Here is a 23,610-nt window from a genome sequence, read left to right as displayed (position 1 = left end):
CCTCTTCAAACCGCTTTTCGTTTTTCGAAATCGGAAATAAAGCGCATCAGATGATAGATGGCCGGACTTACCCATCGCCAGAAGACGAACAGCAGTCCGCCGTTAAAGAGCAGCGCCACAAACAGGCCGAAACTGGAGGACGAATACATTCTGATGTAGGCGGGCAGCAGAAAAAGGGCACCCAAGGTCACAAAAAAAGCCAAGGTATTCCGGACCGATTCAAAGACGCCGGAGAGCCAATGAAAACGAACGGACAAGACCTTTGCTTTCACCGCTAGTTTCACCCATTCGTGATGAAAATGCAACCAGGCGGCGATAAACAAACAGGCCGTAAAATGCAGTCTGGCCAAAAAGACCGCCAAGAAATTATGGAACACCCGCCAAGCACTGTCAAAGGTTTGAAAAGGATAGGAAACGTACAGCAGCGTCTCGAAAAACATAAACAGCCCCAAACACATGAATTGGAGTTTCAATCGATCATGGGAGAGATTGTAACTTGAGGTGATGTTCAGTTTGCTCAAACAAAAGAGCACCGCGTACAAGCCGGCAAAATAGGAGAGCGTATGCATTCCGAAATAGGAAATGGGGTATTTGATGTTCCGCAAGGGTGAAAGCAGCTCGGAATCATACCAATACACATTGTTCATCAAAATGTTGTATTCGATAATACTGGAGGAAATACTGAGACAGAAGGCCGAAAAGAGCAATTTGCTGAACACAAAACACAGCAGACTGGTACACATGCCGATTAACAGGATCTTAAATGTACCCCAGCCTTCTTCCTTCGCCACACGGGCATTGAACCAGTTGTTCCGCGGAATGTAAAACAACACGCACGACAGTACCGCCAAGAAGACAAGCAAGAGATAAGCGACGACCGCAGGCATGGCTACAGGGTTGAGATTCCGTCTGCGAAGGAGACATTCAGGCCGAGGTTCTCCTCAAGGGTATACTTCCAAAATGCCCTAGCCTTATGTACGACGGCATCGTTTTTCGGTTCCGACATCACGATAAAAATGACCTGCCGTTTGTCTTTGTGATGAAGGTTATCGGGCAAATAGTACTGTACCATTTTATCGTAGGCCGTGTCCATTTGTTCGGGGGTGATGGGCGGATTCTTATAAAAATTGACCGCTGGATTGTTCTCGATCAGATCGCTGACCACGATGATGGTACCTTCGGTCTTGTTGATGGCCTTGATCAAGGTGGGAAAGAGGGAGGTACTTTCCATCATACCCACGGAATCGAGGCTTTTCAGGTTTTCCTCATGGGAAGCATAAAAATCGCGCCATCCGATGACCAGCTTGTTTCGCGCCTGCCCCCAATCGGTGTGCGACAGCGCCGTTGAATTCGGGTTGTAATAGCTTTGGGTAGAAATGATACCAAAATCGTAATTGACCGTAAAGCATTTCGGGTTGTCGGTCAGCCCCAATTCTTGATTGACCAGCTGTTCAAAATTCTCCTTGCGCAGTTCGTGCTTCGCCTTGTCGATCAACAGCGAATCCGTCGCATCGACCAATACCGTGATGTTTTTGGTAACGACCTCCTCGCACTCCGTTTCGCAGCTTGTGAAAAGTAGGGTTCCTATTGCTAGAGTGCCGAAAATAATTGCTTTTTTCATTTTTGTGTTTTTTTTTATGTGTCTGGTCGAGGCTTTCGACTGCGCTCAAGACAGGCTGAGTCGGGACCTATTTTGGTTCGAAAGGCATTAAAGGCCTGTCGCAAACCCATCCGGCACAAAGTTCTACTTCGATAGAACTACTGCAAAATGTCACGCTGAGCCTGCCTGCCGGCGAGGCAGGCCTGTCGAAGACCTATTCCCCATGAAGAGTGCGCTTCGACAAGCTCAGCGTGACATTTTGCAATCATTCAACACCTACCCGACCTCTCTATTCTCTATTCTCTCAATCCTCATTTCCAACTTCAAACTTACAACTCCCAACTTCGAGCTTCGAGCTTCGAGCTTCCCTCTTCCCTCTTCCCACTTCGAACCCCACTTCCCACTTCCAGCATCAAATTTCCAGCATCAAACTTCCAACTTCGAGCTTCCCTCTTCCAACTTCCAACTTCCAACTTCGAGCTTCGAGCTTCGAGCTTCCCACTTCCCACTTCGTACCTCGTACCTCCCTCCTCACACCTCCATAAAATCAAACTGCTTCCATCGAAGGAGCTGGTCGCTATCGCAATAATTCTCAAAGTGCTCGCGGTATTTGCTCAGTTCTTCGAAGGAATTGATTTCCAAGGTGCTCAGTTCTTTTTCACATGCCCCGATTTTTTCGGAAATGCCATTGGCTTGTTGCTCCAGTACGGTCACATCACCCAAAATCCGTTTGAATTCGTTTTTTCCCGCTTCATGGGATTCCAATTGTTGATTTTCCAACTTTTTTAGGCGTTTGTAGGCCCCTTTGAGTTCGCGGAACTTTAAATCCAGATCCAATTGCTGGGGGGATTTTTCTGTTGTGATTTCTTCTACTTCAACGACTGGCTTTTTCACTTTCTCCTGGGCATCGGAACGATTGTAAATACTCTTTACCGCATTCGAAAGGAACAAGGCCAGCGTGACCATCATGACCGCCCCAAGTATCAGGAAACCGTTTTTGATAAAGAAGTCGGTGAAGGTGAGCGTTTCCTCCAACGCTTGCGATTCAAAGAACCATTCCATGACCGTAAAGGTCAGTATGGTATAGACACTTAGAATCAACAGTGTGGGCAGCCATACCCACCGCAACGGTAGCTTCCGGGAGGTCAAAAAACTCGCAGAAAAGACGATGGGAATAAAAAAGACCGACCGTAGGATGATTTCGGGAAGGTCATGGGTTTCGGTCAGGATGTTGTAGAACAACACCCCTTCGCCGAAAATAAATAGGACCTCGATGACATACAGCAACCAAATCGGTATCCGTTTCTGTTTGCTTTTCGGTTGTGCTTTCACTTTCGGTTGTGCCGCTGCCGGTTCGAAATCTTCGGCACTGTTGATTTCGTCTACGTTAAAGGCACTTTCTAGGGAATCGCCGTTGAGTTGACAACGGCGAATATGGTTTTTGATGTCCGTTTTTTGATGGGTGATGAGCCCTTTTTGATGTGTAATTTCCTGTTCGATGGCCGCGGTATTCGACTTGTTCACCGCCACTACTTCTTTGGACAATTGCCCTTTGACCAGCTCCATTTTACGAATATGGTCGGAGAGCGATTCGCCCAGTTCGCCAATACGTTCGTTGAGGCCATATTTTTGAGCTTTGTAGCCATTGATGATTTTCTTTTCGTCCAAGATAAAATCTTCCTGTGGCCGCATGCCTAGATTCGCGGAGCGATACGCCATGTTTTTAAGCTGTTGATTGGTGAATACCATTTGGAAAGAGTTATGAGTTATGAGTTGCGAGTTATGAGTGCAACATCAAATACAGCTCGGTCTCCAGGGAGACTTCGGGCCCTTGCGGTGTAGAGCGTACAGGAACGGCCTCACTATTTTCAGCTTGATGCATTTCTGAAAACAGTGCATTCATTTTAGTGTCGTCGTAGGCGATTAGGGGCTTGCCCCAAAGCGACTGGTCTTTTTTAAAGAGGTTTTGTCCTAGTTTCATATTAGTGTGTTTATGCGGTTTTTAAGTATATCGCGCATAAAACTTTTTGGGGACATTTTATTTATGTTTTTTTGAAAAAATGTGGCGTATCAGGGTTTTAAAAACAGTTAAATGATGATAAGCCATCGCATTTGATGCTATTCATAAGAACAAAAAAATGGAAATAGTTGTGCATATCAAGTTGAACGTGCACAAAAAAAGGCAATTGGTTGTGCATGACATTAGATAGATTCACAAAATGTATTTTTAAAATTTTTGTCTCTAGGTTTGTGGGGGTTTTAGTACATTCGGACAAATTGAAATTAATACATGTCAGAAGACCAACAACAACTACACCAAACCCTTTGGAACATCGCCAACGACCTTCGTGGTAATATGGATGCCGATGATTTTCGTGATTATATACTAGGCTTTATCTTTTACAAATACTTGAGCCGAAAAATGGCCTTACAGGCCAACAAGGCTTTAGCGCCAGACGGGTTGACCTATGACCAAATCATTGGTCATCCTATGGAAAAGGAATATATGGGAGCCATTAAACTGGATGCGCTCGATGCACTTGGCTACTTTTTGAAACCCACCGAACTCTTTAGCGAACTTGCCAAACGCGGTAACTCGGGAGGTGTCAACAAGTTTATATTGGAAGACCTTCAAAAGGTGTTGACCAATATCGAACAAAGCACCATGGGAAGCGAAAGCGAGGACGACTTTGGCAACCTCTTTGAAGACTTGGATCTCACCAGTAGCAAACTCGGCAAAACCGAAGAAGCCAAAAACGAACTCATTGTTAAAGTGCTCACCCATTTAGAAGGTATAAATTTCGATTTAGAAAACCGGGAAAGCGATTTGTTGGGTGATGCTTACGAATACCTTATTGGGCAATTCGCTTCAGGTGCCGGAAAAAAAGCCGGCGAATTCTATACCCCGCAACAGGTATCCAAGATTTTGGCGCAAATTGTCACAACCGGCAAAAACCGACTCAAAAGTGTTTACGACCCAACTTGTGGTTCCGGCTCATTACTCTTGCGAGTGGCAAAAGAAGTAAAGGAAGTAGGTGGATTTTACGGACAAGAAAGCAACCCAACCACCTATAACTTGTGTCGTATGAACATGATAATGCACGATGTGCATTACAAACGTTTCGATATTTATAATGAAGATACCTTGGTGAACCCGTCACCAAAGCATAGCGACCAACGTTTTGAAGCCATAGTGGCCAATCCGCCATTTTCGGCCAAGTGGAATCCCGATGCCATTATTAGTGACGAGCGCTTTTCACCTTATGGTAAAATGGCACCCAAAAGCAAGGCCGACTTTGCCTTTGTACAGCACATGGTCCACCAGTTGGACGATAATGGCACCATGGCCTGTGTGCTACCTCATGGTGTGCTTTTTAGAGGTGCTGCCGAAGGCCATATACGCAAATACCTTATCGAGGATAAAAACCAGCTCGATGCCGTCATCGGCCTACCAGCCAATATATTTTACGGCACAAGCATCCCAACCTGTATTTTGGTCTTAAAAAAACACCGTGCTTCGACTACGCTCAGCGACCGTATTTTATTTATTGATGCCAGTAATGCTTTTGAAAAAGTAAAGACCCAAAATGTATTGTTACCAGAACATATTGATAAAATTATTGTCACGTATCGAAGTTATGTCAACGGTGCGCTGAGCGAAGCCGAAGTGGACAAATACAGCTATGTGGCGACGTTAGAAGAAGTACGCGAAAACGATTACAACCTTAATATCCCTCGGTATGTAGATACTTTTGAAGAAGAAGAACCAGTGGACCTGCAGGCTGTTTCCGACCAGTTAAAAGACTTAGAAAAAGACATGGATACCACCAATACTACCATAGCCGAGTTTTGCAAAGAATTGGGTATTGATACACCGTTTTAAATATGAATTATAGTATTCCAAAATTACCGCTTACCAAAGATTTAGAAAGCAAGAAGGTTCTGAAAAAATTGGCGTTCGCACGTGCGGCACTAGCCGAATTAAAAGGTGTTCATGCGACAGTACCCAATGTTGGTATCTTATTGAACACATTGGCCTTACAAGAGGCAAAGGATAGTTCGGCCATAGAAAACATCATTACAACGCATGATGAATTATTTAGGGCAGGACTGAATCTTAATCTCGTGAAAAATGTTGCTGCAAAAGAAGTTCAGCATTATTCGACCGCACTTAAGAAAGGGTTTTCTTTTGTTGAGGAGAAAAGATTGATTACCAATGGTCTTATATTATCAATTCATCAAGAATTGGAACAAAACGATGCAGGTTACAGAATCGTGCCTGGAACAGACTTAAAAAATGATAAAACCAAAGAGGTTGTCTATACCCCTCCTCAAAATGCGCATGATATCAAAAGCTTTATGAGCAATCTTATCGACTATATAAATGACGATAATATGGATAATGTGGACCCTTTGATTAAAATGGCCATTATTCACCACCAATTTGAAAGTATTCATCCATTTTATGATGGGAATGGAAGACTGGGAAGAATACTCAATATTTTATATCTCATTGCAAAAGAGCTGTTAGACTACCCAACACTTTATCTAAGCCGATATTTTATTCAGAACAAGGCTCAATATTATGCTTTGCTTCAATCGGTAAGGGATGAAGATACTTGGGAAGCATGGATTTTATTCGTTATTGAAGGCGTTGAATCGGTTGCCAAACAAAGCATAAGTCTTGTAAAAGGGATTAAACAGGCTATGCAAAATTACAAACATACTATTCGAAAAGACTATGCAAAAATTTATAGTCAAGACTTAATAAACAACCTTTTTATGCACCCGTATACTAAGATCGACTTTTTGGAAAAAGACCTAAATGTCACCCGGCAAACTGCTGCGAAGTATCTGGATACAGTTGCAAGCCATGCCGATAAGTTGTTGGAAAAAGTTAAAATTGGAAGAGACGTATATTTTATTAATACGGCCTTGATGGCCCTTTTTACACAATATGACTACAAACTTTGAAATATGTTAGCATTTCAAGCAAAAGTTTAACGTATTGACAAAACATGTTAACAAAAACGTCATTTCGTTAACACGTTTAGGGAATATGTTAATTAAATAGTACAATTCAATTAAGAATGGCCCAAACCATAAATACCATGCCTAATACCATTGCGAACCAGGATCGAGCAAGTTCATCTTACTCCCTAGTGCCACAACTACGCTTTAAGGAATTTGAAGGTGAGTGGGAAGAAAATATTTTAGGACAAATTGCATCATTTAGTAAAGGCAAGAATATTTCAAAAGCGGACATCGTTGATGACGGAAAAACAGAATGTATTAGGTATGGAGAACTATACACAGAGTATGATGAAGTAATAACAAACGTTAAATCCAAAACTAACATACCTATTGAAGATTTAGTTTTTAGTGAGGAGAATTATGTTATAATTCCTGCCTCTGGAGAAACACAAATCGATATTGCAACGGCTGCTTGTGTTACTAAAAAAGGAGTTGCTTTGGGAGGGGATTTAAATATCATTAAAACAGAAAAAGATGGAATCTTTCTTTCATACTATTTAAATAGTAAAAAGAAATTTGATATTGCAAGGCTGGCTCAAGGAAATTCAGTTGTACATATTTATAGCAGGCAATTAAAATCACTTAAGCTAAATCTTCCACCCCTCCCCGAACAACAAAAAATCGCCCGTTTTTTAACCGCAGTCGATACCAGAATCCAGCAACTCACTCAAAAGCAGGAGCTGTTGGAGCAGTACAAAAAAGGGGTGATGCAGCAGCTTTTTAGCCAGCAGTTGCGGTTTAAAAAAGAAGATGGTAGTGAATATCCGGATTGGGAGGATAAGAGGTTGGGAGAGGTTGGCTGCATAGTCTCAGGTTTAACTTATAGTCCAAAAGAAATTGTTGAAGAAGATGAAGGTGTTTTAGTGTTAAGGTCATCTAATGTTCAGGGTAGAAAATTGGATTTTAATGATAACGTATTTGTAAATGTTGACAACTTTAATTCAGTCCAAGAAAATGATGTATTGATTTGCGTTCGAAATGGTAGTAAAAGATTAATTGGTAAAAATGCAAGAATAGATAAGGAATCAGAAGGATTGGCGTTTGGTGCTTTTATGACAATTTACAGAAGTGATTACAATGATTTTTTACTTCATTATTTTGATTCCAAAGAATATAAGAAAGAAGTGCATAGAAATTTAGGAGCAACAATAAATTCAATTAATGGAAGTGATTTAAAGAAGTTTAAAGTTCCTTTTCCATCCAAAGAAGAACAACATCAAATCGCCAACTATTTATCTGCGCTAGACACCAAAATAGAAACGGTTGCTCAACAAATAGAAAAAACGCAACTATTTAAAAAAGGGCTATTACAGCAGCTTTTTGTGTAAAATGGGAAAGCAAAAATACCCATCTTTGGGTATGTTTTTGATAGGCAAGCTTTACTAACTTGCTTGGTATATTAACCAAAACCCAGACCGAGATGAAAAATAATATTCTATTAACAATATCATTTTTTTTGGTATTTATTTTCAGTATAACAGCACAGGACCAAAATTTAAATAGTGAAGAAATTAGAAATCTAAAATCTGAAAATATTAAGATTTTAGTGCAATCGGCAGTAAAAAATTACAATAAATCAATATTCAATAAGGCAGTCGCCATAGCAAAAAAAAGAGCTAAAAATGATGAACAGCTTGCACAGCTAGAAAGGCTAATCGAACAAGAAAGTAAAGGTGTCGGACCTTACTATAATCTTGAACTTTTGCTGGAAGAAGCAAAGAAATTTGATGCACAGAAGCGATTATTAAAAAAGGGAATTTATAATGATAAAATGCTCAATACTTTTTTGGCCAACGAAATTTCTACCTTTTACTCCGGTGGTACCGATGTTAGCTTCACCAAGTTTTCGGGAAGTTACAATACCACTAAAAAAACATTCGATTTTCTTTGGAACATCGACCTGAGGTCATTGAAAAACAGAAGTAACAATTTGAATACAACTTTGAGCTTAGGAGCAGAGGTTAAGACCAAAGATGAATTCGGCACTTTATTTAAAGAAGGGGAACTTCAGGAAAACAATATTGCCTTTAAAGGAAAATTCAGTTGGATCATAGATGGCAAAATCAATTTTAAGCCTAAGGAAGTGGATAACCAGATTGTCATTGATCGCAATGAAATGGTTATGGAATATAGGGACAGTGTACTCTCCAAAAAACACAAGGAAACCGCTAAAAATTGGATAAAAGAGTTTGAAAAGGAATCAAATCAAGACTCTTTGGATATATTATTTGACAAAAACTTTAACAAAGAATTAAAGCGCGAAAGTGATTACTACAATACCTTGGATAAACTAGGCAGAAAGGCATATAATGGTATCTATTCCAAAATGGCTGCTGATGAGATTGCATTTATCAAGAAAAATAGATTGTTCAGAACTGTAAGCGCCCAATGGCTATCGTTAGACCTCTTTGCAGGTTTAGGTGCAGAAAATTTTGTTACCATACCCTCTGATTCCGATACCACGAGAACAAACAATAGTTTTAGAACAATGAACTTTAACGTATCGTGGTCGTATTTAACCAAATGGAACGATGATTCCGGCATCTTAATATCGCCCAAATTTTCAGTAAGCAATGGCAATAACATCGCATTTGATAATATCGGTGCAAAATCCTTACAAACTGTTGCTGCGCCCGTTGATGACTTACAGATAATCAATAGCACTGAAAATGTTTATATTACAACATACGAAGATGCTTTAGTACCAGCATTATCCCTTGAGTTTACAGGTTTAGTTCAAGGCCGTTCGGGCCTATCGGCAAGTATCAGCAGATCATTTGGTGACTTTAAACGTACGAACTGGAAGCTGGGTATACCCGTTGTCACCTACAATAATAAAGGAAAACCCCAACTTAATTTTGAGGTACAATGGCGAGAGACAAATGGCATTCATACCGTAGGCATAGCCACCAGTATTCTTTTTGGTAAGTTAATTGACTAATTTTACCATGTGAGTGTACAATCGGAGGCTATTCTTGAAAAAAATCTGATCCAACAACTTGTTGGTTTGGGACATCAACCTGTAGTTGTTTCAGAAGGAGTGGCCTTGCTGACAAATTTGCAACGCCAACTGGAGGCTTTTAACGAAACTAGCTTTTCTGAAAAAGAGTTTGAGACCATACTAAACCATCTGGCCAAAGGTAATGTGTTTGAAAAAGCCAAAACCCTACGAGGCCGTTTTCAATTTTTTAACGATCAAGGAGAACCCACCTATATCCGCTTTTTTAATAGTGAGGATTGGACCCAGAACCTGTTTCAGGTAACGAATCAGATCACTCAAGAAGGCACTTATAAAAATCGTTATGACGTAACGCTTTTAGTTAATGGCTTGCCATTAGTACAAATAGAACTCAAACGTCGTGGTTTAGAAATTAAAGAAGCCTTTAACCAAATCAATCGCTACCAACGGCATTCGTTTTGGTCGAATCATGGTTTGTTTCAGTATGTACAGTTGTTTGTAATTAGCAATGGCGTAAACACCAGATATTTGGCTAATAACGCCTTACAGTCTGTAAAGCAAACTTTCTTTTGGTCTGATGAACTTAACAAAAACATAAATGAGCTTACAGACTTTGCTTCAGAATTCCTAAATCCAGATCATTTAGGAAAAATGATTGCCAAGTATATTGTACGAAATGAGACGCATAAGATTCTTATGATTCTGCGTCCATACCAATATTATGCGGTTGAAAAATTGGTAGAGCAAGTAAAAATCAGCACAGATAATGGTTATATCTGGCATACTACAGGTTCTGGTAAGACCTTAACCTCGTTTAAGGCAAGCCAAATTATCATGGACCTACCCACAGTTTATAAAGCGCTGTTCGTGGTAGACCGAAAGGATTTGGACTACCAGACGATGAAGGAATTCAACAGCTTTAAAAAAGACAGTGTAGATGTTACGAACAACACCCATAATTTGGTCAGGCAGCTTACCGATGATTCCAAATTGGTGTTGACAACCATTCAGAAGCTCAACAATGCCATTAGCAAAGACCATTACAAAAAGCGGCTCTCCACCTTAAAAGATAGAAAAGTAGTCATCATTTTTGATGAGTGTCATCGGTCTCAATTTGGAGATACTCATCAACGCATTACGGAGTATTTTACGAATAGTCAATTATTTGGTTTTACCGGCACACCCATCTTTGCAGACAATGCCTCCAAAAACGATTTAGGGAAACGGACTACCAAGGACTTATTTGGACAATGCTTACATAAGTATGTGATTACAGATGCTATTGCCGACCAGAACGTCTTAAAATTTGGGATTGAATATGTTGGCAAATACAAACAAAAAGGCAACAACTTCATAGACATCGAAGTCGAAGACATTGACAAAGCCGAAGTCTTTGCCGATGAAAAGCGATTGGAAAAAATTACCGATTATATCATCGCATATCACAGCCAAAAAACCTTTAACAAAGAATACTCCGCCTTGTTTGCAACAAGTAGTATTGATACCCTAACCAAGTACTACGATATCTTTAAACGTAAAAAGGAAGCAGGAGAACACAACTTACGTATTGCTGCTATCTTTTCGTACGGTGCCAATGAAGAAGATAAAGATGCGCAAGACTATCTGCCAGATTACGAGTTTGATATTGCTGCAGAACCCGCGTCTGTATACAAAACCAGTCATACTAGAGACAAGTTAGACGAGTACATTGGAGACTACAATACCATGTATAATACCAGCTTTTCAACCAAAGACGGTCAACAATTTGAAAACTATTTTAAAGACATCAGTAAACGATTAAAAGATAGAGAAAAAGTAACTTTTAATGACGCTAAGGACCCTCTGGATATGGTTATTGTGGTCAACATGATGTTGACAGGGTTTGATGCCAAAAAAGTAAATACACTTTACGTGGATAAAAACTTGCGTTATCATGGATTGATACAAGCCTATTCTCGCACCAATCGTATTCTCGGCGAAAAAAAATCTCAAGGTAATATTCTTTGTTTTCGAAATTTAAAAGAAGTGACCGATGAAGCCATCACTTTATTTTCAAATAAGAATGCCAAAGAAGATATTATAATTCCTCCTTACGAAGCCATTGCTTCAAAGTTTGATGAGGCACTAGCAAACTTGTTACAACTTACACCAACTTATCAAAGCGTTGATGATTTGCGAGGTGAAGACCAAGAGTTAGAATTCGTACAAGCCTTTAGAAAGTTACTGCGAGCCAAAAACGTGTTAGAATCTTATGTGGACTTTGATTGGGACGATTTAGATATCGACGAACGGACCTTTGATAATTTTAAAAGCAAGTATCTAGACCTTTATGATAAGGTGAAAATGGATAGGCAAAAACATAAAACCTCCATCTTAGATGATATTGATTTTGAGTTGGAGCTCATTCATCGCGACCAAATTAATGTTGCCTACATTCTACGACTATTGGCGAAACTAAAAGAGTCCAAACAATCAGAAGCGGCTGCACAGAAGAAAGCAATTATTGAATTATTGTCCGGCGAGGTTGAATTGCGAAGCAAGCGCGAACTCATAAAGAAGTTTATAGAAGAAAACCTTCCTAAAATAGACGATGTCGATGCCATACAAGATGAGTTTGAAAAGTATTGGCACGAGCAAAAAGTATTAGCCCTAGCCAAGTTATGTGAAGATGAAAATCTTGACCAAAAACAGTTCAATGCACTCGTAGAAAGTTATATCTACAGTGGTCAAGAGCCTATTCGCGATGAAGTTTTCAGGTGCCTTGACAATCGCCCTAGTATTTTAAAAGCCCGCGAAATTGGCGAACGTATCATTTTGAAAATGAAGGAATTTGTTGAAATTTTCGTAAACGGCATGACTGCCTAAAGCATGGCTATTGTTACTGTACTCAAATTGTAAAAACGCCCCGATCTCGCAGGGCGCTAAAAAACAAACTCAAGAAATACATATCAATTGCCATCCCCTATCTCAGGATTGGTCGGTGCAAAAATACCATCCGGGTTTTCCTTGACCAGCCATACGTGCAATTGCCACTGGCTTAGATTGGGGTTGATTTCCCAAGTATCCAAATCGCCGGTAAAGCCTTCTGGCGGGAGGCCGGGGTTGTCCAAATCTCCAATGGGTACGGCATACTCCACCGCGACAAACTCCATGTTACCATTGCTATCCGGGGCGTATAAAATAATTTCGGGTTTTTCAAGTTCAAAAGTTCCGTCCATTCTCGCGGGCAACACATAGTGGTGGCCCATATTCGGTACAAAGCCCGAGGCATCAAAAAAGCCCTCGTTCGTGGCCACGTTTACATCGGTATATTGGGCTGTGGCGGCTCGTACTTGGTGAACGATATTCGGCTGAACAAAGCGAAAACCATGCTCAACCAAAAGGTAGGCTCGGTATCGGAAATTGCGTATTCTGTGGGCTATGCGAACCTGTCGTATTTCACCAAAAGTTTTAAGGAGAAATTCGGCGTACTTCCCAGCAAAGTTTAACCAATGCCAAGATTGGTTCATATCCTATAAATAACGGTCTTGAGCTTTTGGGGCAACCGTATCATTTCAAAATATCGAAAAGTGTTTGCCTATTCCAATTTGAAGGATTTTAAGTAGCTTACCCACCCATGATCCCAAAACAAAAAATTGGCTGGACAACGGCAGCCGCTTTGGTCATCTCCAGTATGATCGGTACCGGGGTGTTTACCAGCCTGGGCTTTCAAGTGGCCGAAATTCAAAATACGTGGAGTATCGTATGGCTTTGGGGCTTGGGCGGAGTATTCGCCTTGATCGGGGCCTTTACCTACGCCGAACTAGGCACCCATTTTGACGAATCGGGTGGTGATTATATTTTCCTTTCCAAATTGATACACCCCTTGGTCGGCTATGTCTACGCGTGGATATCCTTGACCGTAGGGTTTACCGCGCCCATTGCGATTTCGGTGATGGCGATGAAAAGTTATTTGAGTCCGATCAACCCTGCGCTGTTCACCGATTGGTTCGGGGTCGGGGTGATTTTGCTGTTGGCGGCGCTGCATTCCGTAAGTATCGGACAAAGCGGGAAATTCCATAACATTTCCACGGCATTCAAAATCGGGTTTCTACTGCTCTTGATCATCTTAGGGTTGGTGTATGCCCCGGTTCCGGAAAATGCTATCGATTGGAGCGCGGCTTGGCAAAACGAAGTGTTGTTACCAGGATTTGCCGTTTCCTTATTGTATGTCACCTATGCCTATACCGGATGGAACTCCGCGGCCTATATCGTAGATGAAATCAAGGACGTACGGCGCAACCTGCCAAAAGCCCTAATCGTCGGTACCGCCTTTGTGACCCTGTTGTACGTTTTGATTCAAATCGTGTTCCTTAAACATGCGTCGGTTGCCCAACTCTCCGGGAACGTGGAGGTGGCCTTTATCGCCTTTCAGAACCTATTCGGTAATGAAATTGGGCGTTGGATCAGTTATGGTATCGCCATACAGTTGATCGCTACGGTAAGCGCATACCTCTGGATCGGCTCTCGGGTCACGTTTGCCATGGCCAAAGACCATTCGCTCTGGCGCAAACTGGCGGTCAAGAATGCGAATGGCGTCCCCGTACGCGCCCTTTGGTTTCAGGCCGGGGTAAGTATCTTGCTCACTTTAACCGGTACTTTTGAAGAGGTACTGCTCTACGCCAGCTTTGTACTGCAGCTGATGGGTACCCTGACCGTTGCTTCCGTCTTTTGGTTAAAGCGGCGAGAAGGGGCCTATCGGAGTCCGTTAAAACCCTTCTTGCAAATCGCCTTTATCCTTTTTAGCGTTTGGATTTTGGGGTATATGCTCGTGGAACGGCCAAAAGAAAGTGCCATCGGCTTACTTTTTGTGCTGGCGGGGATTGGCACCTATTTTATGTCGAAACGGAAGTTTTAAGTGGGAAGAGGGAAGCTCGAAGTTGGAAGCTCGAAGTGGGAAGTGTGAGGTACGAAGTGGGAAGTGGGAAGAGGGAAGCTCGAAGTTGGAAGCTCGAAGTGGGAAGTGGGAAGTGTGAGGCACGAAGTGGGAAGGCTGCCGGCGAGACAGGTTGATATTAACTTCTCGCCCAAACCATTTAGAATGAGAAAACCACTCCATTCGGGAGTGGCTTTTGTCATGTCATTGTGGTCCCACCTGGGCTCGAACCAGGGACCACCTGATTATGAGTCAGGTGCTCTAACCAACTGAGCTATAGGACCGTTCCGATGCAGTAGCGTTATAGCTAAAAATCGGACTGCAATATTACTACTTATTTTTATAGGCTACAAGCAATAAAAAACATCTGTTTATAGATCAATTGGCCCCTTCCCGCCTAGCTCAGGTTCGGAGGGGGCCTCCTGGCAAAGTTCGATCAGAACCCCGTTGGTTCCCTTCGGGTGCAAAAAAGCGACCAGCTTGTTATCGGCACCCTTTTTCGGGATTTCGTTCAGCACCCTAAACCCTTCCGATGTCAAGCGTTCGATTTCAGCCCGAATGTCGTTTACGGCAAAGGCGATATGGTGTACCCCTTCGCCCTTTTTCTCCAGAAACTTGGCAATCGGCCCGTCTTCACGGGTGGTTTCCAACAATTCGATTTTATTGGGACCGGACTGGAAAAAAGAGGTGCGTACCCCTTCCGAAGCGACTTCCTCGATTTTATAATGCGGTACGCCCAATAGCTTTTCGAACAAGGCATTCGACGCCTTCAAATCGTTTACCGCAATACCTATATGTTCTATTTTATGCATACTGAAAATATTTATACTGAAGGAATTTCAAGAGTTTAGCGTCCCACCTTGACTAACCTAACTTTGAGCAAATGCGAGATGCTATTCTGAATCTACTAAAATACGCAATACAATGTGTATTTTTGCCGTATGGAAACACAACGACAGAAGCGGATTTCGGGAGTCATTCAAAAAGATATCGTCGATATCCTGCAAAGGGCCGCCATTGATGGTGGTATCAGAGGTACCATCATTTCGGTATCGAAGGTCACGGTTACCACCGACCTTTCCATCGCAAAAGTATATGTGAGCATTTTCCCGAACAACGAGGCCGCTGCGCTTATGGAGGGCATCAAATCGAACCAACCCCTGATCAAACACGAGCTTGCCCAACGTACCCGACACCAGTTACGACGTGTTCCCGAATTGCTGTTTTTTCTTGATGATTCCCTCGACTATATCGAGAATATCGAAAAATCCCTGAAAGGGGAAGAAAACCCCATTGAAAACAGGGACTTACTTCCCAAACGAAAAAAATCATAACCGCTGTTTGAACTTTTCGCTCTACATCGCCAAGCGCTACCTGAGGTCTAAAAGCAGCCAGAATGCGGTGAATGTTATCAATTTCATCACTTTTCTAGTTATTGTTATCGGTTCTGCAGCCTTATTCGTGGTGCTTTCCGGATTTGCCGGGCTCAAGACCTTTAGCCTCTCGTTTACGAGTACCTTCGATCCCGATTTAAAAGCCTTACCGGCTACGGGCAAGTTTTTTTCGATTTCCGCAGCACAGGAAAATGACTTGAGGGCAGTAAATGGAGTAGCCACCTATGCCAAGGAAATCGAGGAAAAAGTAATCCTCTCCCATCGGGAGAAAAGCCATATCGCCTATATCAAAGGGGTGGATGCCAATTACAACTCCGTTACCGGGGTAGATAGTACCATGATCTTCGGCAACTGGTCGATCAACGAGCTGCAGGGCGTTGCGGGTATCGGAATTTCGAGAATACTGGGGGTTACCACGAACGAATTTCGTCGTCCGATGCAGATTCTAGCCCCCAAACCGGGTAAAGGTTCCATTTCCCAAGAAGCAAAACCGTACAACGACATACCCTTGGTCATTAGTGGCTTTTACGGCGTAGAGGAAGCCCTGGACAAGAAATATGTATTTACGCAATTATCCTTGGCCCAAGCGCTGTTGGAAAAAGACAGTTCTCAAATTTCAGGCATCAATTTTAAGCTCGATGCCACCAAGGACCCCAAGTTGATAAGGGACGGGATTCAAAAAATATTCGGGGATAAAATCGTTCTGAAAAACCGTCAGGAACAGAACGGTACCCTGCATCGTATGCTCAATACCGAAAATGTAGCGACCTATTTGATTTTTACCTTGGTCTTGATCATTGCCCTTTTCAACGTGGTCGGGGCCATTACCATGATGATCTTGGACAAACAACAAAATTCGAAAACCTTGTACAACCTCGGCACCACCATCAAGGCCTTGAGACGAATTTATTTTGTGCAGGGTGTTTTGGTCACTAGTCTAGGTGGACTCATCGGCGTAGTGCTCGGTTCCCTTCTCATCGCTTCCCAACTGGCATTCGGGTGGCTTAAAATCACGCCGAGTTTGGCCTATCCGGTAGAATACCAATTGCAAAATGTAGTCATTGTACTGGCTACCATTGTCGTACTGGGATTACTAGCCGCAAAAATCGCGAGTAGCAGGGTCAATCAGAAGTTATTGGCCTAACCGCTGTTCTTATACGAACTGGTGATGCGAGAATTTCTCAAGAACCTCATCAAAGGCAGCAAAAACATCAACCGAGGCATCACTGGTAACCATCTTCATACGGTAGGGCTTGAAATCGGGAATGCCCTTAAAATAGTTGGTATAGTGTCTGCGCGTTTCAAAAACCCCTAGGGTTTCCCCTTTCCAAGCAATGGCCATTTGCAGGTGGCGTCTGGCAGCGCTTACCCGTTCTTCCATGGTCGGAGGGGTGGCATGGCTGCCCGTCTCGAAAAAGTGCTTTACCTCCTTAAAAAACCAAGGATATCCGATGCTGGCGCGTCCTATCATCGCCCCATCCAAACCGTATTCGTCCCGCATTTTCATGGCGGCTTCCGGACTGTTTACATCGCCATTACCGAAAACGGGAATGTGCATTCGCTGATTGTTCTTTACTTCGGCAATGGGCTTCCAGTTGGCTTCACCTTTATACATCTGGGCGCGTGTTCGCCCGTGAATGGCAATCGATTTGCATCCTACATCCTGTAAACGTTCCGCAACCTCCACGATACGAATCGAATCGTCGTCCCAGCCCAAACGGGTTTTTACGGTTACCGGGAGTTTGGTATGCTTCACCATAGCCTCGGTCAACGATACCATCAAATCGATATCCTTTAAGATACCGGCACCGGCTCCCTTGCTCACCACCTTTTTTACCGGGCAACCGAAATTGATGTCGATGATATCGGGACCCGATTGCTCTACGATCTCGACAGAACGCAGCATCGAATCCAAATTCGCCCCAAAAATCTGAATACCGACCGGACGCTCCTTTTCATAGATATCCAATTTCATTACACTTTTCGCCGCATCCCGAATCAAGCCCTCGGAGGAGATAAATTCCGTATACACCACATCGGCGCCCTGCTCTTTGCATAGCGCACGGAAGGGCGGGTCGCTTACATCTTCCATAGGCGCCAAGAGCAGCGGAAAATCGGGTAGTTGTATGTCACCTATTTTGGGCATCGCGATTCTTTTTCTTTTCGGAGGGCAAATTTAAGGAAAAATCAGGGAAGGTTCATATCAGTTGTCATTGCGAGGAGCCCGCAAAGAATGTGAAACAAAACGTCATTGCGAGGAGCCTTGAAAAAACTGAACGTGTGTAACTTGGTCCTGGCGGCGAAGCAATCTGTTCAAGCTAGTGCAGGGGCTTGACAGATTGCCGCATCGCGCTCATCTCGCTGCTCGCATCAAAGAAAGTTGACGCTCCTCGAAATGGCGTGTTCCTAGGCATTTCGACTGCGCTCAATGTGACATGGGGTGAAATTACTGATATCGGATAAATTCGACGCTCCTTGCAAATGCGTGCTACTAGAAAGTGATGTCAGCTTCGATCTTTTCACCCTTTCTGTCTACCACGACCTTTGTGGAATTGCCCTCCTCAAAACTGGAGAGCGCCCGCATATAGCTCATCATATCAACGACCGTACTATCGCCCAATTGCACGACTACATCCCCTTTTTGGAGGCCGGCAGCGGCAGCAGGACGGCCTTCGGTAATGCCATCGATACGCATGCCCTTTCCATCAAAAAGGTAATCGGGCATTACGCCCAAGGCCACTTTAAAGCGCGGCACATCCTCACTTTCGTTCTTGGTCGTGCGGAACGCCAGTTTTTTAGCATCGTCCAGCTCGGCGATAATGCTTAGGATGTAATTGCCGATCATTTGCATGCCCTCATAATTCAATTTATCGGCATCGTCGGAAGGCTTATGGTAATCTTCATGCTGTCCCGTAAAAAAGTGCAGGGCCGGAATATTCTGCAGATAGAACGAGGTATGGTCGCTCGGCCCCATGCCCGATTCGCTCAACACCAGTTGAAAGCCGGGGTTGGTCGCGTTCAGGACCTGTTTCCAGACGGGCGTCGTACCTGTGCCGCTGATGGACAGTGTTTTATTATTCCGCAGTCGCCCTACCATATCCATATTGATCATGAAATTTGCCATTTTTAAGTCAATGGTCGGATTTTTTGAAAAGTAATTGCTCCCCAATAAGCCCATTTCTTCGCCCGAAAACGCGATGAATAGATAATTGCTTCCGGTAAGGGAATCTTTGAGTTTTTCGGCCAGTTGCAGCATCACCCCAACCCCACTGGCGTTATCGTCCGCGCCGTTGTGAACCGCTTCCCCATCGGCGTACAAAGAGCCTTCGCCCCCCATGCCCAAATGGTCGTAGTGGGCTCCGATGATAACCGTCTTGTCCGCTTCGTTGTCGAGGTAACCGATAACGTTCGTTCCGGTAATCGTGCTATCGCCGGTTCCGAATTGCACCTCGCTATGTGGGTCGTTTTTGGGTTTGAAAGTAAAGGTCTGAAAATAGGTGCCGGCATTTCCCTTGGGCAGCAGACCGATACCCTGCATACGCTTTTGCAGGTAATCCGCCGCAAGCAGTTCTTCCGATGTTCCCGTTTCACGCCCTTGCAAACTATCGCTCGCTAAGATAGCAATGTCTTCTTGCAACGAAATTTTTTCGGTTTTTTCCGTTTTGCAGGAATAGAGTCCCAGAAAAATTAACGACAGAAACATTAGAATACGCACCATAGCCTTTATTTTTATGCAAAATTAAGCATCCCATGAGAAAATACCTGCTCTTGCTTGCAATTATAGGGTTCTGGAGCTGCAAGTCCGACCCTAAAAAAACAGCTCCACAGCCGGAACAAGAAACCTCCTTAATGGCCGGCAACGATACCCTCATCTACCCCGAGGAAAAATATTTCAAGTCCATTCGTCAGATTACCTTCGGGGGCGACAATGCCGAGGCCTATTGGAGCTGGGACGATAAGCAAATGATTTTTCAATCGAACAACGCGGCCTGGGGCATGAATTGTGATCAAATGTTCTTGATGAACATCGAGGAGAGTTTTAAGGATAAAAAGCCGCCGATGGTAAGCACTGGTTTCGGCCGTACGACCTGTGCCTATTTTCTACCGGACAACAAGAGTTACGTATATGGCTCCACCCATTTGGTCGATAAGGAATGTCCCGAGGTACCCTTGCGTAAAAATGGAAATTACGTCTGGCCCGTCTACGATTCGTTCGATATTTTCGTGTCCGATTTGGAAGGGAATATTACGGCCCAATTGACCAACGAGCCCGGGTATGATGCCGAGGCCACCGTTTCACCGAAGGGCGATAAAATCGTTTTTACCTCTACGAGAAGTGGGGATCTGGAACTGTACACCATGAATATCGATGGAACCGATGTACAGCAAGTGACCAATGAGCTGGGCTACGATGGTGGGGCCTTTTTCTCGCCCGATGGCACCCAACTTATTTTTAGGGCCTCTCGCCCCAAAACCCCGGAAGCCATTAAAAAATATAAGGATCTGTTGGCAGAGGGACTGGTTGAACCTACCGAAATGGAGCTCTTTATCTGCAATGCGGATGGTACCGACCTCAGACAGCTAACCTTTCTGGGCAACGCAAATTGGAGTCCGTTTTTTCATCCTTCGGGAAAAAAAATCCTGTTTTCCAGTAATTTTGAGGCCGAAAAGGGCTTCCCTTTCAATCTTTATTTTATCGATACCGATGGTAAGAATCTGGAGCGTGTAACCCATGGCGAGACCTTTGATGCCTTTCCCGTATTTTCGAATGATGGCCAATATTTGGCCTTTTCCAGCAACCGGAACAACGGTGGCACCCGCGATACGAATTTGTTTATCGCCGAGTGGCAAGAGGCCTCCCCTGGCCCCTCCCAAAAGGCGGAATAAGGTAGACATTGTGAGGAGCCAAAGGCAAGGTCGGATGCACGTGACATAGTTGAGGCGACATTGCAATCCGTGGCCCTCATGCTTAAGTTTAAACAGATTGCTTCATCGCCATAAAGATTTTACTATTATTTACCTATTGTTGCGGCTCCTCGCAATGACGTCACGATTCAAACTTTTTATATTTCTGACCACAACCAAATGACCCAAATCCTGCTATCCTTTTCCATACCCTATGAACCTATACTGTTCGGTATAAAATGGAATGTGCACCTGATATTGGAGTATATGGCCTTTTTTGTGGCTTTTCGGTATTACGTTCTGCTTCGGAAGCGAAGTAGCGATGCCATTTCAGCGAACAATCGACTTTCCATCATCATCGGTGCCATTTTCGGTGCGCTATTCTTTTCGCGCTTCATAGCATTTTTAGAAAACCCGCCTTTGCACTACGAGCAAGGATGGATTGCCCTCCTGAACAACAAGACCATCATGGGCGGACTCTTTGGCGGCTTGCTGGGTGTAGAACTGGCCAAGAAAATAATCGGGGAACAACGTTCGTCTGGCGATTTGTTTACCCTACCGATCATCGTCGGCATCATCATCGGGCGCATGGGTTGTTTTTTGGCAGGTGTAAAGGAGTTCACCTACGGAAAGGAAACCGATTTTTTTCTGGGGATGGATTTGGGCAACGGACTTTCCCGACATCCGGTCGCTTTGTACGAAATCGCCTTTCTCCTTTTTTTATTCGTCTGCATAAAAAATTTGTACTTCCGTAAAGACGGCTGTGCAGATGGGGCCTTGTTCAAACTCTTTATGGTCACCTATTTTTCACTTCGCTTCCTTTTGGAGTTCCTTAAACCGAACAGCTTTTTCATCCTCGGTCTGAGCAGCATCCAATATTTATGCCTAATTTGTTTGCTGTACTATCGAAAATTCATTCTACAAGCCATCCTGTATGCCGGAAAAAAATTACACCTATTATGATTTTACCCTAAGTCTTTGCCCGGAATGTTTACGACGGGTCGACGCGAAAATCATTTTTGAAAACGAGAAGGTGTACATGATGAAAAACTGTAAGGAACACGGCCGAAGCAAAGTGCTCATTGCAGACGATATCGCATACTACAAGAACATACGCAATTACAACAAAGCTTCGGAATATCCGAAAACCTTCAACACCAAAACACATTACGGATGCCCCTACGACTGCGGATTATGCCCAGACCATGAACAGCATTCCTGTTTGACCGTAGTCGAGGTCACGGACCGCTGCAACCTGACCTGCCCGACTTGCTATGCAGGCTCTTCACCCACCTACGGTAGGCACCGAACCCTTGATGAAATCAAAAGGATGTTGGATGTTATCGTTAAAAATGAAGGCGAGCCCGACGTGGTGCAGCTCAGCGGGGGCGAGCCTACCATACACCCACAATTTTTTGAGATTATGGACTATGCCAAGTCCTTGCCTATTCGGCACTTGATGGTCAATACCAACGGGATAAAAATCGCCCAGGATTTCACTTTCGCGGAAAAACTGGCTACCTACGCCCCCGATTTCGAGGTGTATTTGCAATTTGATTCGTTGGATAATAAGGTGTTACAGACCCTTCGCGGTGCCGATTTGGCCAATACGCGCCTAAAAGCCATTGAAAACCTAAACAAACTCAATCTATCCACCACACTGGTCGTCACCTTGCAAAAAGGGCTCAATGATCATGAAATGGGCACTACCATCGACTTCGCCCTCAAACAAAAATGCATTCGGGGCGTCACGTTCCAACCCACGCAGATTGCAGGCCGCTTGGAGAATTTTGAAGTCGATGAAAATAGAATCACCTTAACCGAAGTACGACGGAAAATATTGGAGCAGTCCCCCATTTTTGATCCCGATGATTTGATTCCGGTACCCTGCAATCCCGATGCCCTCGTCATGGCCTATGCCCTCAAATTGGGGGATGAGGTGAGTCCGTTAACGCGATACATCAATCCGGACGACCTGTTGAACGAAGGTAAGAATACCATTATCTACGAGCAGGATGAGCATTTGCACGGCAAGATGATCGAGTTGTTCAGCACGGGCAATTCCGTGGAAAGCGCGTCGGAAAACCTAAAATCCATCATGTGCTGTCTACCCGAAATCGATGCCCCCGAGCTTGGGTACGACAATCTCTTTCGTATCATCATCATGCAATTTATAGATGCCCATAATTTTGACGTGCGGGCCATCAAAAAATCGTGTGTACACATCGTGAACAAAGACTATAAAATTATTCCGTTCGAGACCATGAACCTGTTTTATAGGGATGACAAAATCGAGCGTTTGAAAGAATTGCAAGAAGAAGTATTATGATAGGAATTCTGTTGTTGATGTTCGGCCCGGCGCTACTTTTTTTAGTCATCGCCTTTATCATGCTGATTAAAAATGACGTGAAAAAAGCGAAGATTTTCTTTATACTGACCGGGGTATACCTGTTGATCAGTCTTGGTATTTGCGGTATTATGCTCGCTAATTTTACACTGGACACGAAATAGTCGCAACTCATGATTAGACCTTTTCCATTGGAAATTTATATCAGCGATATGGCCTTTTTTGGCTTTGTCATGTTCGCACCAGCCATCGGCTTTCTCCTCCTTGGCCTTATCCTATTGATAGCCAAAAGTAAAAAGGCAGCTAAGGTGTGTCTAATTATAGGAGGAAGTTGTTTGTTAATTGCCTTTGGGCTTTGTGGGTTGGGTTAATCTAAAAATGACCGCCATAACGTTGATCAGTCAGGGCAATGACAACTACTATTTGTATGTAGCGATAATCGTGCTTTTTATTCTG

The 23,610-nt window shown here is 43.5% G+C and carries 20 protein-coding genes and 1 tRNA gene; 12 read left to right on the top strand and 9 right to left on the bottom strand.

Features of this window, described 5'->3' with window-relative positions; genetic code table 11:
- Window positions 1-5 precede the first annotated feature (5 nt).
- From FGM00_RS18130 to FGM00_RS18115, 4 genes are all read right to left on the bottom strand, one after another.
- A complete protein-coding gene (locus FGM00_RS18130; RefSeq protein WP_138854276.1) occupies window positions 6-887 on the bottom strand; it encodes a hypothetical protein in 882 nt (293 codons plus the stop codon).
- Window positions 888-889: 2 nt separating this feature from the next.
- The gene (locus FGM00_RS18125; protein ID WP_138854275.1) at window positions 890-1,621 is read right to left on the bottom strand and encodes a hypothetical protein; all 732 of its coding nucleotides are present in this window, start codon (window positions 1,619-1,621) and stop codon (window positions 890-892) included.
- Window positions 1,622-2,131: 510 nt separating this feature from the next.
- Window positions 2,132-3,349, bottom strand: a complete 1,218-nt coding sequence (locus FGM00_RS18120) for a hypothetical protein (RefSeq protein WP_138854274.1) — start codon at window positions 3,347-3,349, stop codon at window positions 2,132-2,134.
- A gap of 31 nt (window positions 3,350-3,380) precedes the next feature.
- Window positions 3,381-3,581 carry a hypothetical protein gene (locus FGM00_RS18115; RefSeq protein ID WP_138854273.1) on the bottom strand — a complete coding sequence of 67 codons (201 nt, stop codon included), beginning with the start codon at window positions 3,579-3,581 and terminating at the stop codon, window positions 3,381-3,383.
- A 309-nt stretch (window positions 3,582-3,890) separates the two neighbouring features.
- Here FGM00_RS18115 and FGM00_RS18110 point away from each other — a divergent pair, with 309 nt between their 5' ends.
- From FGM00_RS18110 to FGM00_RS18090, 5 genes are all read left to right on the top strand, one after another.
- Window positions 3,891-5,483, top strand: a complete 1,593-nt coding sequence (locus FGM00_RS18110) for a type I restriction-modification system subunit M (RefSeq protein ID WP_138854272.1) — start codon at window positions 3,891-3,893, stop codon at window positions 5,481-5,483.
- 2 nt (window positions 5,484-5,485) lie between these two features.
- On the top strand, window positions 5,486-6,574 hold the full coding sequence (locus tag FGM00_RS18105) for a Fic family protein (protein WP_138854271.1): 1,089 nt from the start codon (window positions 5,486-5,488) through the stop codon (window positions 6,572-6,574).
- Between the two features lie 116 nt (window positions 6,575-6,690).
- Window positions 6,691-7,962 carry a restriction endonuclease subunit S gene (locus tag FGM00_RS18100; protein WP_138854270.1) on the top strand — a complete coding sequence of 424 codons (1,272 nt, stop codon included), beginning with the start codon at window positions 6,691-6,693 and terminating at the stop codon, window positions 7,960-7,962.
- A 92-nt stretch (window positions 7,963-8,054) separates the two neighbouring features.
- The gene (locus FGM00_RS18095; protein WP_138854269.1) at window positions 8,055-9,575 is read left to right on the top strand and encodes a hypothetical protein; all 1,521 of its coding nucleotides are present in this window, start codon (window positions 8,055-8,057) and stop codon (window positions 9,573-9,575) included.
- A gap of 9 nt (window positions 9,576-9,584) precedes the next feature.
- Complete coding sequence (locus FGM00_RS18090; RefSeq protein WP_138854268.1) at window positions 9,585-12,458, top strand: type I restriction endonuclease subunit R; 2,874 nt, start codon at window positions 9,585-9,587, stop codon at window positions 12,456-12,458.
- A gap of 83 nt (window positions 12,459-12,541) precedes the next feature.
- Here FGM00_RS18090 and FGM00_RS18085 read toward each other — a convergent pair whose 3' ends face one another.
- On the bottom strand, window positions 12,542-13,102 hold the full coding sequence (locus FGM00_RS18085; protein ID WP_236262844.1) for a hypothetical protein: 561 nt from the start codon (window positions 13,100-13,102) through the stop codon (window positions 12,542-12,544).
- Window positions 13,103-13,209: 107 nt separating this feature from the next.
- Here FGM00_RS18085 and FGM00_RS18075 point away from each other — a divergent pair, with 107 nt between their 5' ends.
- On the top strand, window positions 13,210-14,490 hold the full coding sequence (locus FGM00_RS18075; protein WP_138854265.1) for an APC family permease: 1,281 nt from the start codon (window positions 13,210-13,212) through the stop codon (window positions 14,488-14,490).
- Window positions 14,491-14,718: 228 nt separating this feature from the next.
- Here the strand turns inward: FGM00_RS18075 and FGM00_RS18070 are convergent.
- Window positions 14,719-14,792: transfer RNA gene (locus tag FGM00_RS18070), tRNA-Ile, on the bottom strand.
- 87 nt (window positions 14,793-14,879) lie between these two features.
- A complete protein-coding gene (gene mce / locus FGM00_RS18065) occupies window positions 14,880-15,320 on the bottom strand; it encodes a methylmalonyl-CoA epimerase (RefSeq protein WP_138854264.1) in 441 nt (146 codons plus the stop codon).
- A gap of 129 nt (window positions 15,321-15,449) precedes the next feature.
- Here mce and rbfA point away from each other — a divergent pair, with 129 nt between their 5' ends.
- Complete coding sequence (rbfA, locus tag FGM00_RS18060) at window positions 15,450-15,842, top strand: 30S ribosome-binding factor RbfA (RefSeq protein ID WP_138854263.1); 393 nt, start codon at window positions 15,450-15,452, stop codon at window positions 15,840-15,842.
- 7 nt (window positions 15,843-15,849) lie between these two features.
- Window positions 15,850-17,046: an ABC transporter permease gene (locus tag FGM00_RS18055; protein WP_138854262.1), complete on the top strand. Its 1,197-nt coding sequence runs from the start codon at window positions 15,850-15,852 to the stop codon at window positions 17,044-17,046.
- Between the two features lie 9 nt (window positions 17,047-17,055).
- Here the strand turns inward: FGM00_RS18055 and dusB are convergent, their stop codons facing one another.
- Together dusB and FGM00_RS18045 are read right to left on the bottom strand one after the other, a co-directional pair.
- Complete coding sequence (gene dusB / locus FGM00_RS18050; RefSeq protein ID WP_138854261.1) at window positions 17,056-18,048, bottom strand: tRNA dihydrouridine synthase DusB; 993 nt, start codon at window positions 18,046-18,048, stop codon at window positions 17,056-17,058.
- Between the two features lie 345 nt (window positions 18,049-18,393).
- Window positions 18,394-19,620 carry a M28 family peptidase gene (locus FGM00_RS18045; protein WP_138854260.1) on the bottom strand — a complete coding sequence of 409 codons (1,227 nt, stop codon included), beginning with the start codon at window positions 19,618-19,620 and terminating at the stop codon, window positions 18,394-18,396.
- Between the two features lie 32 nt (window positions 19,621-19,652).
- Here FGM00_RS18045 and FGM00_RS18040 point away from each other — a divergent pair, with 32 nt between their 5' ends.
- The 4 genes from FGM00_RS18040 to FGM00_RS18025 all read left to right on the top strand — a co-directional run bounded on the left by FGM00_RS18040 (window position 19,653) and on the right by FGM00_RS18025 (window position 23,318).
- Window positions 19,653-20,789 (top strand): TolB family protein, encoded by a 1,137-nt coding sequence (locus tag FGM00_RS18040; RefSeq protein ID WP_138854259.1) that lies wholly within the window; start codon window positions 19,653-19,655, stop codon window positions 20,787-20,789.
- Window positions 20,790-20,987: 198 nt separating this feature from the next.
- Complete coding sequence (locus tag FGM00_RS18035) at window positions 20,988-21,770, top strand: prolipoprotein diacylglyceryl transferase (RefSeq protein ID WP_138854258.1); 783 nt, start codon at window positions 20,988-20,990, stop codon at window positions 21,768-21,770.
- Window positions 21,742-23,136: a radical SAM protein gene (locus tag FGM00_RS18030; protein WP_138854257.1), complete on the top strand. Its 1,395-nt coding sequence runs from the start codon at window positions 21,742-21,744 to the stop codon at window positions 23,134-23,136. The genes FGM00_RS18035 and FGM00_RS18030 overlap by 29 nt, the downstream gene beginning before the upstream one ends.
- Window positions 23,133-23,318, top strand: a complete 186-nt coding sequence (locus FGM00_RS18025; protein WP_138854256.1) for a hypothetical protein — start codon at window positions 23,133-23,135, stop codon at window positions 23,316-23,318. The genes FGM00_RS18030 and FGM00_RS18025 overlap by 4 nt, the downstream gene beginning before the upstream one ends.
- Window positions 23,319-23,610: the final 292 nt, after the last annotated feature.

It is taken from the genome of Aggregatimonas sangjinii, from assembly GCF_005943945.1.
In the GTDB taxonomy this organism is placed as follows: domain Bacteria; phylum Bacteroidota; class Bacteroidia; order Flavobacteriales; family Flavobacteriaceae; genus Pelagihabitans; species Pelagihabitans sangjinii.
The sequence above is the reverse complement of the archived record's forward strand: the minus strand, read 5'-3'. Positions and strand labels throughout refer to the sequence as shown.